The organism is Bacillus sp. BHET2 (genome assembly GCF_005938125.1).
Taxonomy (GTDB): domain Bacteria; phylum Bacillota; class Bacilli; order Bacillales; family Bacillaceae_B; genus Rossellomorea.
Genome location: NZ_VCQN01000005.1, coordinates 89035 through 104219, shown reverse-complemented (window position 1 = coordinate 104219; position 15185 = coordinate 89035). Strand labels below are relative to the sequence as shown.

Below are 15185 nucleotides of genomic sequence, written 5' to 3'. Positions count from 1 at the left end.
GTCTTTCCTCCTGCATTTACCTTTGGTGATCAATCATATTGACAGGGCTGACTGCTAAGACAGGCCCTGTCCCAAATATGTGTATACTTTGATTAAATAATGTCCATTTCTTTGCCGACTTTTTCATAAGCTGCAATCGCTTGGTCAAGCATGTCCTTCGTATGTGCGGCTGAAGGCATATTTCTCACACGACCTGCTCCTCTTGGTACTGTTGGGAACACGATGGATTTCGCATAAACCCCTTCTTCATAAAGGCGTTTACTGAAGTCCTGTGTCGCTTGTTCTTCACCGATGATAACAGGAGTAATAGGTGTCTCACTGTTTCCGATGTCAAAGCCAAGCCTCGACAGCTCTTCTTTCAAGTAACGACTGTTTTCCCACATATTATCTTGAAGCTCTGTAGAGTTCATGATGAGATCAAGTGCTTCCGTACAAGCTGTCACATCTGCAGGTGTCAGAGAAGTTGAGAATAGGAATGGACGTGAGCGAACCTTTAACCAATCAATCAGGTTTTGAGTTCCTGCTACGTACCCACCGACTACTCCAATCGCTTTCGATAACGTACCCATCTGGAAGTCTACTTTGTCAGAAAGTCCGAAGTGCTTAACTGTTCCCGCACCTTTTCCAAGGACACCAGAACCATGGGCGTCATCTACATACGTCATGATATCAAATTCTTCAGCAATCTCTACGATTTCAGGAAGCTTACATACATCCCCGTCCATTGAGAATACTCCATCTGTAATAATCATGATTTTGTTGTACTGACCGGACTCCTTCGCTTCTTTCGCTTTCGCACGAAGATCTTCCATATCTGAGTGGCCAAAGCGGATAACCTTTGCCTTTGATAAACGACAACCGTCAATAATCGACGCATGGTTCAGCTCATCAGAAAGGATGGCATCATTCTTATCCATCACCGCTGAAATGGCTGCCATGTTGCAGTTGAATCCTGATTGAAACGCAATCGCTGCTTCTGTTCCTTTGAACTTTGCAAGCTTTTCTTCCAGTTTCACATGAAGGTCCAGCGTACCATTGATTGTTCGAACGGCTCCAGATCCAACCCCGTATTCTTTTACAGCTTCAATTGCTACTTTCTTAAGACGTTCATCTGTAGCAAGTCCAAGATAGTTATTGGAAGAAAGATTCACAAGCTTTTTTCCATTAATCGTAATCACAGGCCCATTTGCACCTTGCAATGGATCGATTTCGTTGTATAATCCACGTGATTTTAAATCTTCAAGATTTTCTTGTAAAAAATGATCTAATGTCTTACTTGTCATGTACTCGTCCTCCCGTTATGTAAGCGTTTCAAAAACAAATGTCCACTCCAAAAATACATTATTTATCAGTTGACCCTTTGTGTTCTCTAATGATTATTCTGCTTTTTAGTTTAACATGTTTTTTGGTGATGGACAAAAAATATCTTCGGTTTTTGCATATATGTTAGTGTTCCCTTTATGGATAAAAAACTGCCATTTTTTTAATTATCATGTGTACCAAATAAATGTTGGTGCCATAATCGAATGAAAAATACTCTGTTCAATTAGATTGGAGCTTGCTTGTATAGAGGAAACCTTCAAAAAAATAAATGGATCTTCTGGATCAGTGGGATATGAAAATATGGTCCGTTCCTTTCCGCTCCAGGCACTTGCTTTCCGGCGGGGAGGAAGTCGAGCACCTTCCGTTCCCCTCACCATCTATCGCACACACTCATTGACAGAGCCTTGGCAGCTCCTATGTTAGATAACAACAATCTTTACGAGGAGAGCGAAATAAAAAAATGAACAAAAGTCATCACTTCTGTTCATCTTTTTATTATGATTGTAGAAGTCTTTGCTCGAGTACTGCTTCATGCATTCTTCTTAATGCCATATCAACCCGCTCTTTTGGACAGGCGATGTTCATTCGGACAAAGGGTTGTCCACTTTCACCGAATTTGAAGCCTTCATCAAATTTCACTCTGGCTTTCTCTAAGAAGAATCTGCAAAGTTCTTCACCTTTCATTCCTAACCCGTTGCAGTCGATCCAGATAAGGTGCGTGGCTTGAGGCTGGATGGCTTTCAGTTCGGGGAGGTGTTGTTCTAAATAATTCAGTACGTACTTTTTATTTTCTTCGAGAACCATTAAAAGCTCATTGAGCCAAGGTTCACCATCCTCATAGGCCGCAATCGTACCTTCGATTCCAAATACATTTGGTCTCATCAGGCCATAACCTGTTAGCTTTTCTTGATACTTTTCTCTTAAGGTTTTATTCGGTATGAGCAGAATGGATGTTTGAAGACCGGCAATGTTAAACGTTTTACTTGGAGCTGCGCAAACTATGCTTCTCTCCGCTAGGCTTTCATCTGCTTTAAAAAGTGGGAGATGTACATTTCCTCCGTAGACTAAATCTCCGTGCATTTCATCAGATATGATCCAGAGATCATGCCGCTTGGCAATATCACCGATCTTTACCAATTCCTCCTGCGTCCACACCCTTCCTACAGGGTTATGGGGACTGCAAAGTATAAGCACCTTAGTCCTTGGCTGGCTCGCTTTTGCTTCCAAATCGTCAAAGTCAATGGTATAAACTCCATTCTCATAGAGCAATGTATTGTTCATGACCGAACAGCCATGGTTTTCGATTGTACTGTAAAAAGGATAATAAACGGGATCTTGAATGATTACACCGTCTCCAGGTTCCGTTAATACGGACAACAATACATTGATCCCTGGAATGATTCCCGGGCTAAAGCTGATCCACTCTTTGTCTATTTCTATATGGAAACGTCTCTCCCACCATGACAGAATGGACTCAAAGTATCGATCGCTAAACGTGGTATAGCCGTAAATCCCATGTTGAGCCTTCTTGTTCATTGCTTCAACAATGGCGGATGAAACTTGAAAATCCATGTCTGCTATACACATAGGGATCACATCCCCGTCAGGAAACGACCATTTAACAGAGTGTGTATTCGTTCTCTCGATGCAATCATTCCAATTCATATCCTAATGCCCCTCTCAAATTGACCTTTCTTTACTTTATACTAGATTATGGTCCTAGTGAATACCCCCATAATGAATAGGGGTTTTCATTTACTCCATTGTAAGTATGAACGCCTAGAACATTACTTCTTAACAGCTTTTTCCGCCATTGCTTTTCGATTCACATGCTTCAATCCTTCTCGTTTACTCAGCGGGGAAAGCTCCTCTGATTCAATGAAACGCATGACCGCTTCAGGATTCGTCTTTGAATACTCCCTCAGCGCCCAACCGATTGCCTTCTGGATAAAAAATTCCTTTGATTGATTATGCATAAGTATATATCTAAATAGACGGTCTTCATCCGTCTTTTCCTTATATTTCAGTTGATACAAAATGGCGATGCGGTTCAACCACATATCACTGGAGTGAACCCATTTCTCTAAGTATGTGTCATCTTCTTCACTTTGATAGATTTCCCCTACGTGATGGGGACCAATATGATCAATCGTGTCCCACCAGGACTTCGTCACAATCAATTCCTCCAAAAGAGGAAGATGTTCTTTTGTTAAATTTCTTGAATGTTTACCAATTAGGGCAAGAGCGATGTATTGGCATTCTCTTTGAGGCAGAGACCAAAGGGAACGAACTATGTCGGGCAATTCTTCAATGGGTGGTTTGCCGTTTTCCTTTAGGAAGTCCCTCAGCAAAGCATTGCGCTCTGGCGTCCTGATTCCATAGAACTGAAATTGATTTCTCATATAAGCTTCCATGGCTTCTTGATTCTCACTGTTTTGATGATTTTTCAATAGGGCAATCATTTTATCCGAATACTTATGACTCATGGGATGTTTCCTCCTTTTGGACCCGTTCCACACATTTAAAACAACAGCTTTTCCCATCCTCTATTTGAACACCGTTAAAGAAACCGTCTAAACAATAGAGGGGCTTTTGACAGAGATAACAGTAGTCTACTAGTTCTTTCATTCCTTAACCGCTTCCTTCTCATAAAATTAACCATCTTGTTTGTTCACCTATCGAACATCTCCCGTCAGCCTGACCTCTATTTCATAGTTCTTCCTTTTGTGGTAAAAAACCTTTTTGCAAGCGAAAAAAGACAACCCCTTAGCTTGCTAAAGAATTGTCTCTTTTGGTCATTTGTCTCATGAGGAAGAAATGTAACAGTTTTTTACTTTGAGGTAATGAAAAGCCAACGATGGACCCGAGTCCTAATGCAATGATGACAGTGCCGATTCCAACCGGTCCACCAAGTAACCAGCCGAAGAAGAACACGAGGACTTCCATTCCATTTCGCACCCACTGAATTTTCCATCCCGTCTTTTCCACAACCAACAGCATCAGGCTATCCCGGGGACCTGCTCCGAGATCGGCTGAAACGTACAGACCGATTCCATACCCTATCACAATAATCCCGATAGCAAAGACAATGGCTTGTGCCATGAGGGATTGAGGATTAGGGAGTACAAAATTAAATAAATCTATGAAAATTCCAATTAATAACATATTGATGAACGCACCGGCTTTGGGCAATGACTTGGTTCCAATGCCTGTTGCAAACAGGATGATAAAGCCCACAATAATAGACCAGGTGCCAATGGTCAGCCCGAGCTGCTTGAACAACCCATAATGAAACACATCCCAAGGCCCGATTCCAAGATCTTTTCCTTTAATCGTCAAGCTTATGCCAAACGAAAGCACAAGAAGACCCACAAAGAAAAATGACCAACGTAAAATCTTTTCTCTATTCATGAAAATCCCTTCCTACACCATAGTCAGTTCCGATAATACCCGGATAACTGTATCACAGAATCCTGAACAAAAAAATTTCATAAAACCTATGGGGTTGGTGGGGTTTTCGAGCAAATATGTTCATAAAAGACTGTAGTTCCTGCATTCAGTTTACCTCGAATGATCCTCTTCAACCATCTCAATGATTTCACCATCTGGACCATAGAAAAAGGCCACTTTCCAGCCATTTTCAAGAACCAGAGGTCCTTCGACAGGCGATAATCCTTCCTTCATTAAAAGGCCAATCTCCGTTTCAAGGTCATCCACTTCCAAAGCTAAATGAAGAAATACCCCCTTCGAAACGCTATCCTTTCCACTTTCTTCTATGAGTTCCAATCGACAATCCTCCTTTTTCAAAAATAGGATTTTCTCACTGCCCCATTGAAATTCCATTTCTTCCTTAAATCCAAAGTACCTTTGATAGAATTCATTGGACCGTCTTAAGCTGTTCACAGTCATCCCAACATGATGAAGTTTCATATTCAATCTCCTTACAAAATGATATTCATATCTCCAAACTCATGCCATTTATAGTTTTTCTCTAAAGCTAGTTGATAGGCATTCATTAGTTTCTCCTCAGAAATAAACGCCTTTAAAAGATCTAAGTGACTTGCTTCAGGTTCGTGCAGACCAGTAATAAGACCGTCTACGATTTGAAGAGTCGTTTCTCCTGATATATATAAATTTGTTACTCCTTCAGATGTCTGCAGCCGTTCAAATTCTGTCATGACGGTCTCAAGAGCTCGAACCACCGTCGTTCCCACCGCAATGATCCGTTTTCCAGTATTCTTTGCCTTGAGGATTTTCTCCACCGCCCTTTGGCCAACATGATAGTATTCAGGATGGTTTTTCGGTGTTGGCCAGCGGTCATCTCCGTAATAACTTAGGCCTGCATGAAGCTGGATAAACACAATTTCAATTCCTTTCTCTTTTAAGCCTTGTAACAGACTCCACGAAAAAGCTCTTCCAGCAGAGGTCATCTCTACAGACCCAGGCACTGATCCATATACCGTCTGATAATAATCAAGTGGCCACGGGGCATCGATATACTCATAACGGATTGGCTCTCCATGCTTGTAAATAAAATCAAGTAGCTCACTGCCACTTCTGTTGAATTCCAACTGTACAAGTGGTCTTTCACTGCCTTCACCCTTCAAGACCGCCGTAACACCTTCTGAAAAAGCAATCGAAGCACCCGCTTGATAGAAGTCTCCAAGGATGAGGGCATCCCACCTGCATTCACTTCTTTTTCGGGAAAGGCGAACTTCGACAGGTTGTTTTCCTTGATTCCCTTTCAGTGAAGCGGGGAGGGTCCTGCTGTTATTTAAAACCAGTACGTCCCCCTTATTTAAATAGTCCAGTAACTGTTTAAACCTTGTATGTTCACACATCCCGTTCTCCCGGTTCAATACCATTAGCTTTACGTCATCTCTCTCAAGCCCCTGAAGTTCAATAGGAGTCGTCGCATTCAGACGGGGAGGAATGTGGAAGGCATTCGCCAACTCATTCATGCTCCCCACGTCCATCCCACTCATATTCCTGTGCTTCAAATCTCTTTCCGTTTTCACTCAAGGATTCATCAGAAGCAAGGTATAAAAAGACATGAAGATGATCAATAGGGGCAGCAAGGGGATAATCACAACTCGGGACGGCTTTGTCGTGCATATCCGTATCCATTTCCCCTGGATCAACCATGTTCACCCTTATACCTGATTCACTTAACTCGTCAGCCCACGTTTGAGTTAAGCCTTCAACCGCAAATTTCGAAATACCGTACGCTCCCCATTCAGCAAACCCTGTTTTACCCGCTTCGGATGTTAAATTAATGATGGACCCACTCCCCCTGCTGATCATACCGGGCAGGACTCTTTTTGTTACTAGAAATGGATTCAACGTATTGATTCTTAGCACCTCAAGGAACTCCTCCTCAGGATAATCTACCAGTAGACGGGGACCAGGACCAAACACGGAAGCATTATTAAACAACACATCCACACTGCCCCATGCTTCTTCCGTTACCGATACAAAACGATCAACATCCCTGGCATCCGAGACGTCAGCCTCCAATGCCACAACTTCTGCCCCCAACGTTTTCAGTTCTTTCTCAACTTCCATAAGCGGCCCGAGGTTTCGTGCACAAATTGCAACCTTTGCCCCTTCTTCAGCGAATTTAACTGCTAGTGCTCTGCCCAGTCCTTTTGAAGCACCTGTTATCATGACTACTTTATTTTTAAACATATCCATTCTCCCTTCATTCCTTTTGTTACTCTCAGTTTATGAACTATTCAGAGATGACGAATCGTCCATTAGGGTTCGTAAAGAATAGAAAATTAGATGTAGCACTCTTTCAGCCTTTTGATGTATTTTCAAAAAACACGAACATTAATACTGGAAATTTAATTTATATTCGTGTTACAATAAGGTTGAAAATATATAGAGCAGTGACTGGCGAAAATGTGGAATCAACCACAAGGGAGCTGCGAATTTTACGAAATATAAGCCATTAGCCGTTCGCCTGGGCAGAAGGCAAGGGGGAACCCTTGTCTTTTTTTACTATAATCAGGAGGGATTGCAGTGGAACCACTAGTATTAGACGGGAAGCTTGTAGCATCTGAGGTAAAAGAAAGCCTAAAGTCGAGAGTCACTTTATTAAAAGAGAAGGGAATCACTCCATGTCTTGCTACCGTGCTCGTAGGAGATGATTCATCTTCTGCTACGTACGTAAAGATGAAGGGAAATGCCTGTCGGAAAATCGGGATGGAGTCAAGAAAAATCCACCTTCCAAAGGAAACGACAACGGACGAGCTTCTAGACGTGATCAAAGAGCTTAATGATGACACTTCTGTTCATGGCATACTCTTACAGCACCCCGTTCCTCATCACATTGACGAACGAGCTGCCTTTGAAACGATCTCGATTGAAAAAGATGTTGACGGGGTCACAAGCCTCGGTTTCGGTCAAAATTCGTTAGGGTTTGGTGAATATCCATCCTGCACCCCAGCAGCAATCATGAGCATCATTGATTATTACGGAGTGTCACTTGAAGGAAAACACGCTGTCGTTGTTGGAAGAAGTCCTATTCTCGGAAAACCTGTTTCCATGATGTTATTAAACCGGAACGCAACGGTGACGACTTGCCATTCCTATACAGAGAAACTCCCAGAGATTCTGGCTGCTGCAGATATCGTAGTGGCTGCTGTTGGCAAAGCTAAGTTCATTCAAGGGGACTGGTTAAAAGAAGGGGCAGTCGTTCTTGATGCAGGCTATAACAAAGGGAATGTCGGGGACATTGATTATGAGGCATGTTATGAAAAGGCCAGTGCCATTACCCCTGTTCCTGGTGGAGTCGGCCCTGTTACCATTTCCATGCTTTTAAAACAGACTGTTGATTCTGCCGAGAAATCCGGTCCTGTTCTTCAAAATTCATAAACCATTATCCTTTAAGAGACTCCCTTGGGTAACCGAGTGGGTCTCTTTTTTTTATCCCTCACTTATTTTTTCTGTCTATCGGGAGAGAATGGTAAGGAATAGAATGCTAAAGGAGCGTACAAATGGACTCTCAACAACACAATGCTTTCTCCCAAACACCAGAGCCATACTGGAGGGAAACAGCTAAACTCCCCCTATTTAAGAAACTTGATAAAAATATAAAAGTAGATGTAGCCGTAGTTGGAGGTGGGATTGCAGGTATCACCACTGCATACTTGTTAGCTAAAGGCGGTAAAAATGTTGCCCTTATAGAGGCAGACCACTTATTGAACGGAACAACCGGACATACAACCGCTAAAATCTCCGCTCAACATGGATTGATTTATGATGAGCTCATCCAGCATTTCGGAGAAGAATTTGCAAAGAAATATTACTTGTCACAATCAAAAGCTCTTCAGTTTATCAGGGACACCATTTCCAGCGAAAACATCGATTGTCATTTTTCTGAGGAAGACTCCTATGTTTATGCGACTACGAAACAGTATGAAGAGAAGATTGAAAAGGAATATGAGGCGTATCAGAAGTTAGAGATCAATGGAGAGATCATCAGGGAACTTCCTCTCGATCTAGTCATCAAAAATGCAGTCGTCATGAAAGGCCAAGCTCAGTTTCATCCTCTGAAATATCTTAAAGCCTTGATTGAATCATATACAGGACTGGGTGGACAAATCTTTGAAGGCACAGCAGCCAAAACCATTAATGAAGGTACGAACACTCAGGTTGTGACCGTAGACGGGTACCATCTGGACGGCGAGCACGTAGTCATCTGTTCTCACTTTCCTTTTTATGATGGAATGGGCCTTTATTTCACGAAAATGCATGCAGAACGCTCGTACATCCTTGGAGTGAAAGCCAAAAAGGACTACCCTGGCGGCATGTACATCAGTGCGGAAGACCCTATCCGTTCCTTGCGCTCTGAAATCGATGAAAATGGAGAAAAACTCATTTTGATCGGGGGAAATAAACACAAAACAGGGCAGGGAAAAGATACAATGGATCACTATAAGGCATTACAGGAATTTGGGGAAGAAGTGATGGGCGTAGAGGAAGTCCGTTATCGCTGGTCGGCACAGGACTTGATCACATTGGATAAGGTGCCATACATCGGCAAGTTGACAGAAAAACACCCTTCAATTTTTGTGGCAACAGGCTTTAATAAATGGGGAATGACATCTGGTACGCTTGCCGGTCAGATTCTCTCGGATCAGATTTTAGGAAATCACCATATTTATGCTGACGTATACACTCCATCCCGGTTTGTCGCAGACCCGAGCATCAAGCATTTCTTAAAAGAGAATCTAAATGTTGCCGGACAGCTCATGAAAGGGAAACTTCAAATCCCATCGAAGAAGCCCCAGGAGCTTCAAAATGGAGAAGGCGATATCGTGAACTTGAACGGACGCCGCTGCGGAGGATACAGGGACGAATCAGGAAGACTCCACATCGTCGATACAACGTGCACCCACCTGGGCTGCGAAACAGAATGGAACCACGGAGACCACACGTGGGATTGCCCTTGTCACGGCTCCCGCTTCTCAATCGACGGGGACGTCATCGAAGGCCCCGCCAAGAAACCTCTCACAACATTTGAAGCAAACGAGTGAGTTGGGGACTGCCGTTTTTTGTCGAATATAGCCTGGGAAATAAACAGAGTAGCCAAGACATTTGACATATTTTGTCGCTTTCCATAGAAGAATATTTCCTATTTTAATCCTCACACTATAAATGCTTGAGTTACTAATTTGGGAGGGAATCTGTATGGGACGAACAAAAAAAGGAAACCGCAATGCTCAAAGTAATACAAATGCTAAAAAAGGAAATCGAACAAGTTCTGAATTAGTCGAGTTTACAACGGGGCAAGCGAATACCAAGAAAAACCGACCACAAAAGTAAGAACACACAGCATGAATAAAAAAATTAACCAGAAGCGAGAAGGACCTAGACTCCATTGCTTCTGGTTATTCTTTTTCATTCCTTCAGTTTCTCTTTACTACAGATAGAGGAATCCTCCGTCCCACCTCGAATATGTAGAGATGAAAAGGATGAGGAGGAATACAAATGGATGAACACATGCTATTTCAGCAAATGGAATTTATCCGCATGCGTACGGTAGCTGCTCTAGAAGCAACAACAGAACAACAAGCAGATGAGATCCCTGATGGATTTAAAAATTCGATTCGATGGAACCTGGGTCATATCTTATTATCCCAGGAAAATCTGCTATACTCCTTTGTAGATGAAAACGAACATAGATCACTTCCACCAGAGTATGGGGAGTTATTCGGCTTCCATACAAGCCCTGAAACCTGGAATACTCTCACCCCACCTACGTTGAAGGAGCTTCGTGAAAAACTCGAGGCACAACCGAAGCGTTTGAAAGAAGCTTTCTCCAGCCGCCTTGACGAGGTAGGCAAGAAACCATTTGTTCTTGGAGGGAACACGACATTGACCACTTTAGGCGAAGTCTTATCATTCGCTAACTGGCATGAGGGCTTACATCAAGGAACCATCACATCGATTAAAAGGGTACAAGGGATTGAAAACCTTTGGGAAAAGGTCGAAGAGAAGGTAGAACGGTAAAAAAATAGACATGGCGGCTTTTATTGGCTGCCATGTCTTTCACTTACCATGAAACAATACTAAAAAATCTCCATACCCCTCTTCTTCAAGCTCCTCTTTCGGAATAAATCGTAAGGAAGCTGAATTGATGCAATACCTGAGACCCTTGGGACCTGGCCCGTCCGTGAATACATGTCCGAGATGCGAATCAGCCTCCCTGCTCCTTACTTCTACTCGTGTTGAACGGTGGGAAAGATCGTATTGTTCTTTGACACTCGCATCCATGACAGCTTTTGTAAAGCTGGGCCATCCACACCCACTATCATATTGATCTTTCGAAGTGAATAGTGGTTCCCCTGATACAATATCCACATAAATCCCTTCTTTGGTGTTATTCCAATACTCATTTTTGTAGGGTGGTTCCGTACCATCTTCCTGCGTGACGAAATATTGCATTTCCGTTAGCTGTCCCTTTAAATAAGACCGATCCTTTGGCCAATACTTCTTCAGGAAGTCCTCTCTACTCCGCTTGTAAAGGGCATATCGGAACGCATTTTTCCTGTGGAAATCCTGATGATATTCTTCTGCACGATAAAACGGTCGGGCCGGCAGAATTTCCGTCACAATGGGTTGAGTGAATAGACCACTACTTTCCAGCTCTTTCTTAGATAATTCTGCCAGACTTCTCTGAGTATCATTGTGATAGAAGATAGCTGTCCGGTAAGAACTTCCCCGGTCCTTAAATTGTCCTCCCGGATCGGTCGGATCAATTTGTTTCCAATAGAGATCAAGAAGCTTCTTATAAGGAAAGACGATTGGATCGAATGTGATTTGTACCGCTTCACAATGATCACCATCACCCGATGTCACTTCTTTGTATGTCGGATCTTCTGTGGTCCCTCCTGTGTAACCGGATATAATGCAATCGATCCCATCTTTCTCCTCAAAAGGTTCCACCATACACCAAAAACAGCCTCCGGCAAATGTAGCGATTTCCATCTCAACACCCTTTCGTTTCACATGAAACATCATGTATTTGTCGCCTATCTCATATAAACTTACCCCTCAAAATAAAGGTGATAATGGTTTTGACACCCAGGGTTAAAGGACGAATGACAGTTTGGACAAACCGATTGGCAATTCATATATTGTAAAATCGTCAACTCACCTTTACATGCTCCACAAAGGATCGCTTTCGTGTTCCACTCATCCGCCGACCAGAGAATGGGGTCATGATCTGCAACTTCATCATGGCATGTATGACAAGGGAAATACGTATTACAGCATTTGAATTTTATCGCTATGATATCCTTTTTCGTTCGATAATGCTTACATCTTGTTTCAGTATCTACTTCTACACCACATACCGGAATCAATTTTTCAGTCATGGTCTTCCTCCCTATCTGAGTATACAGTCCGATTTCGATCGTCATGATTGATTTTCCTGCTTATAAAGAATCTATTATTCTATCTGTACTATACAACGATTAACAAGAGAAAGGGAGGGGGAAGATTCTTGAAGTTGTGGTATTTGGAAAACCGGGTAGAAGGAAAAAGGGACTGTTACCACTTCAAGTCGTAACAGTCCCTTTTTCTTTAATGTATATGTTCTAATATGCCAGTTAGATCCTTGTAAACAAAGTCAGGTTTTACTCCTAATTCATCCATCACTTTATCCTGGCGATTGATCCAGGCGGTGTTGAATCCAAAGTTAGTCGCCCCTGCTATATCCCAAGGGTTGGAAGACATAAACAAAACTTCTTCCCTTTTGACTTCCAGTTTTTTAAGGACAAGCTGATACGCCATAGGGGTCGGTTTGAACTGCTTGACTTCATCCACAGTTAAAACCTTATCCAGCAAGTGACTAAACGAAGACTGTTCCACTAATGGTGAAAGCATATCCATGGAACCATTTGAAAAAATGGCTGTTTGATAAGGTTTGAGCTTTTTTAATACACTCTCTACTTCTTCGTAATGAGTGAGTTCTAAATAAGCATCCAATAAACCCTTCTCTTTTTCCTCAGTAAGGTCGACGCCAGTTTGCATACAGGCGTAATGAAGGGCGTCCTTCGTGATGGAGAAAAAGGTTGTATAGGTTCCCATCAGCTGACGCAGGAAACTATACTCTAATTGCTTCTGGCGCCACACCTGGCTGATTTCCTCCCCCTTATCAGGGAAAAGATCGTTGCATTTTTCAATAACGGAATGGACATCGAACAACGTTCCATACGCATCGAACACAAACGCTTTTATATTCAGATTCGACATACATAGCCTCCTCACAGATTCTTCTTTTATAATAGACTAATTTTTAATAATTAAACGTTTGCGTGCCTTTTAGAGAAGCAAGCGGATTCGTTTCATATCTCTTCTTTATGTGGTATATTACTTCGCGTATCTAAGCATATATTGGAGGTGGTCAAAGATGACTGCAGATCAACACGCACAGGCATCTCCTTCACATAGGAAGACGATTCTCTTCTTGAGTTTAACGATTTGGCTAGTAGTCATGAATACGACTATGTTCAATGTAGCCCTACCAAACGTCTTAAAGGATTTCTCATTAGCACCATCTGAAGGGGCCTGGATTGTATCGGGCTATTCCATCGTCCTCGCCATCTGTACCATTACGTACACCCGACTGGCAGACTATATACCAATCAGGCGCTTACTTATTCTAGGTATTTCCATATTCGGAATTGCATCATTGACGGGCTTTTTCGCTCATTCCTTTGCCTGGTTATTGCTTTCCCGTCTATTTCAAGCAGCAGGGGCTGCAGCCATCCCTGGCTTATCCATGGTGTTTGCCGGGCGCTTCATCCCCATGGCAAGGCGTGGTCGGGCACTTGCGATGATTGCTTCTGCATCTTCCCTTGGATTTGGATTAGGTCCCGTTGTAGGCGGTGTGATCACGGACTATTTAAATTGGAATTATTTATTTTTAATTACGCTATGTGTCCTAGGAATGATCCCGGTTCTATACCGGACTTTGCCGGATGAAACGACTAAAAAAGGATATTTCGATGTCTGGGGAGGCTTACTCACCGGGATCGGAATCACGTTCTTTCTCTTATTTATTTCTACGTTCCATTGGTATTATTTCGCAGGAGCTGTCGTATTTTTCGGTGGATTATGGGTCCGGATCCATAAAATCGATATCCCTTTTATTCAGCCAAGTTTGATTCGGGACAAAGGATACCGTCAGATTCTCTATATGAGCTTTCTTGGCTTTGTCACCCACTTCGCGATCTTGATCGTCATGCCCCTTATGCTTCAGCATGTATTTGGCAAAAATCCGACAGCAGTTGGATTTATCATATTCCCGGGTGCAATGTTATCAGCAGTGGCGGCCATTTACGTAGGTAGATTAATCGACAAGTATGGGAATATCCGAGTGATGTTTCTCGCTCATATTCTTCTCATCCTTTCGACTGTCATCTTTTATCTCTTATCGCCACAGAGTGAATATATGATTATGTTAGCGTACATGTTTACAAGTTTCGGGTTTTCAAGTCTTTCTTCAAGCTCGACCAACGAAGTGTCGCGTGTTATGAGCAAAGAACTGACGGCATCAGGAATTGGCATGAAGCAGCTTATCCACTACGTAGGAAGTGCGTCAGGTTCCGTCCTCGGTGGTATCATAGTAGAAATGGGCGGAGCAGATTTCCCAGTAAGATCTTTTCAGAATACCTTCATGGTTCTGATCGGATTGATGACCCTATCCCTTTTCCTCCTGTTTCGATATCAGCAGCGAATCAAACATCCATAAACCCAAGTCCAGGCAGATTTCTGTCTGGACTTTTTTGTTCTTTGCTTTATGTAATAGACTCTTTTCATAAACTTGCTATTGAAGGTAGCGAGTGGTGGTTGATTTCCGCTGCAGGTGCTCGCTTTCCGCGGGGCGTGAGTTGAGCCTCCTCGGGCTCTGCCCTGCGGGGTCTCAACTTTCACGCAATTCCCGCAGGAGTCGAGCACCTTCCGCTACAATCAACTTTCTAAGCATGAGGACTAATCTACTACCATACACGGCTAGAAAACATCACTTTTCAACCTGTGCTGTGGTCGATTTTAGCTTGAATAGTAAAATACTTTTGCATTCGTTTTTTTGTCGATATTATGCTCTGTCACCACATCTCTTTTAGATGGTGAGGGGAACGGCGGAGACTCCTGCGGAAAAACGGGCGTGCCGAGACCCCGCAGCGAATGCGAGGAGGCTCGGCCGTTCGTCCGCCGGAAAGCGTAGCCGTTCCCCTCACCATCTATCGCACACACTCATTGACAGAGCTTTAGCAGCTCCTATGATAGAAAACAACAACTTTTGCGAAAATAGCCATGTAAAAAAAGCAAGCGATCTTTTCGCAAGT

General features: G+C 42.9%; 15 protein-coding genes and 1 riboswitch. Of the genes, 5 read left to right on the top strand and 10 right to left on the bottom strand.

All coding sequences use genetic code 11. The features are described 5' to 3' along the window. Positions 1–92: 92 nt before the first annotated feature. The 7 genes from FGG79_RS17585 to FGG79_RS17555 form a co-directional block, all read right to left on the bottom strand. On the bottom strand, positions 93–1283 hold the full coding sequence (locus tag FGG79_RS17585; RefSeq protein WP_138780737.1) for a glycine C-acetyltransferase: 1191 nt from the start codon (positions 1281–1283) through the stop codon (positions 93–95). A 535-nt stretch (positions 1284–1818) separates the two neighbouring features. Next, a complete protein-coding gene (locus tag FGG79_RS17580) occupies positions 1819–2988 on the bottom strand; it encodes a MalY/PatB family protein (protein WP_138780735.1) in 1170 nt (389 codons plus the stop codon). Positions 2989–3110: 122 nt separating this feature from the next. Beyond that, entirely contained in the window at positions 3111–3809 is a 699-nt protein-coding gene (locus FGG79_RS17575; protein ID WP_240794323.1) for a DNA alkylation repair protein, read from the bottom strand. Positions 3810–4089: 280 nt separating this feature from the next. Beyond that, positions 4090–4734, bottom strand: a complete 645-nt coding sequence (locus tag FGG79_RS17570; RefSeq protein ID WP_138780733.1) for a YczE/YyaS/YitT family protein — start codon at positions 4732–4734, stop codon at positions 4090–4092. A gap of 150 nt (positions 4735–4884) precedes the next feature. Then, a complete protein-coding gene (locus FGG79_RS17565) occupies positions 4885–5253 on the bottom strand; it encodes a VOC family protein (RefSeq protein ID WP_138780731.1) in 369 nt (122 codons plus the stop codon). 11 nt (positions 5254–5264) lie between these two features. Then, positions 5265–6284: an S-adenosylmethionine:tRNA ribosyltransferase-isomerase gene (locus FGG79_RS17560; RefSeq protein ID WP_138781078.1), complete on the bottom strand. Its 1020-nt coding sequence runs from the start codon at positions 6282–6284 to the stop codon at positions 5265–5267. Beyond that, on the bottom strand, positions 6277–7011 hold the full coding sequence (locus FGG79_RS17555; protein WP_138780729.1) for an SDR family NAD(P)-dependent oxidoreductase: 735 nt from the start codon (positions 7009–7011) through the stop codon (positions 6277–6279). Before FGG79_RS17555 ends, FGG79_RS17560 begins: the two co-directional genes overlap by 8 nt. A 193-nt stretch (positions 7012–7204) precedes the next feature. Continuing rightward, positions 7205–7301: riboswitch (ZMP/ZTP riboswitch) on the top strand. A 40-nt stretch (positions 7302–7341) separates the two neighbouring features. Here FGG79_RS17555 and FGG79_RS17550 point away from each other — a divergent pair. The 4 genes from FGG79_RS17550 (at position 7342) to FGG79_RS17540 (ending at position 10842) form a co-directional block, all read left to right on the top strand. Next, positions 7342–8202 carry a bifunctional 5,10-methylenetetrahydrofolate dehydrogenase/5,10-methenyltetrahydrofolate cyclohydrolase gene (locus FGG79_RS17550; RefSeq protein ID WP_138780727.1) on the top strand — a complete coding sequence of 287 codons (861 nt, stop codon included), beginning with the start codon at positions 7342–7344 and terminating at the stop codon, positions 8200–8202. Between the two features lie 122 nt (positions 8203–8324). Beyond that, positions 8325–9866 (top strand): FAD-dependent oxidoreductase, encoded by a 1542-nt coding sequence (locus FGG79_RS17545; protein ID WP_138780725.1) that lies wholly within the window; start codon positions 8325–8327, stop codon positions 9864–9866. Between the two features lie 154 nt (positions 9867–10020). After that, positions 10021–10155, top strand: a complete 135-nt coding sequence (locus FGG79_RS22320) for a hypothetical protein (protein WP_276607977.1) — start codon at positions 10021–10023, stop codon at positions 10153–10155. Positions 10156–10320: 165 nt separating this feature from the next. Beyond that, complete coding sequence (locus FGG79_RS17540) at positions 10321–10842, top strand: DinB family protein (RefSeq protein WP_138780723.1); 522 nt, start codon at positions 10321–10323, stop codon at positions 10840–10842. 39 nt (positions 10843–10881) lie between these two features. Here FGG79_RS17540 and msrB read toward each other — a convergent pair whose 3' ends face one another. The 3 genes from msrB to FGG79_RS17525 form a co-directional block, all read right to left on the bottom strand. Next, entirely contained in the window at positions 10882–11850 is a 969-nt protein-coding gene (gene msrB / locus FGG79_RS17535) for a peptide-methionine (R)-S-oxide reductase MsrB (protein ID WP_138781076.1), read from the bottom strand. Between the two features lie 29 nt (positions 11851–11879). After that, positions 11880–12209 (bottom strand): CHY zinc finger protein, encoded by a 330-nt coding sequence (locus FGG79_RS17530; protein WP_138780721.1) that lies wholly within the window; start codon positions 12207–12209, stop codon positions 11880–11882. 208 nt (positions 12210–12417) lie between these two features. Then, positions 12418–13089 (bottom strand): haloacid dehalogenase type II, encoded by a 672-nt coding sequence (locus tag FGG79_RS17525; protein ID WP_138780719.1) that lies wholly within the window; start codon positions 13087–13089, stop codon positions 12418–12420. Between the two features lie 157 nt (positions 13090–13246). Between FGG79_RS17525 and FGG79_RS17520 the strand changes: the two genes are divergently transcribed. Next, positions 13247–14590 carry an MFS transporter gene (locus FGG79_RS17520; RefSeq protein ID WP_138780717.1) on the top strand — a complete coding sequence of 448 codons (1344 nt, stop codon included), beginning with the start codon at positions 13247–13249 and terminating at the stop codon, positions 14588–14590. Positions 14591–15185: the final 595 nt, after the last annotated feature.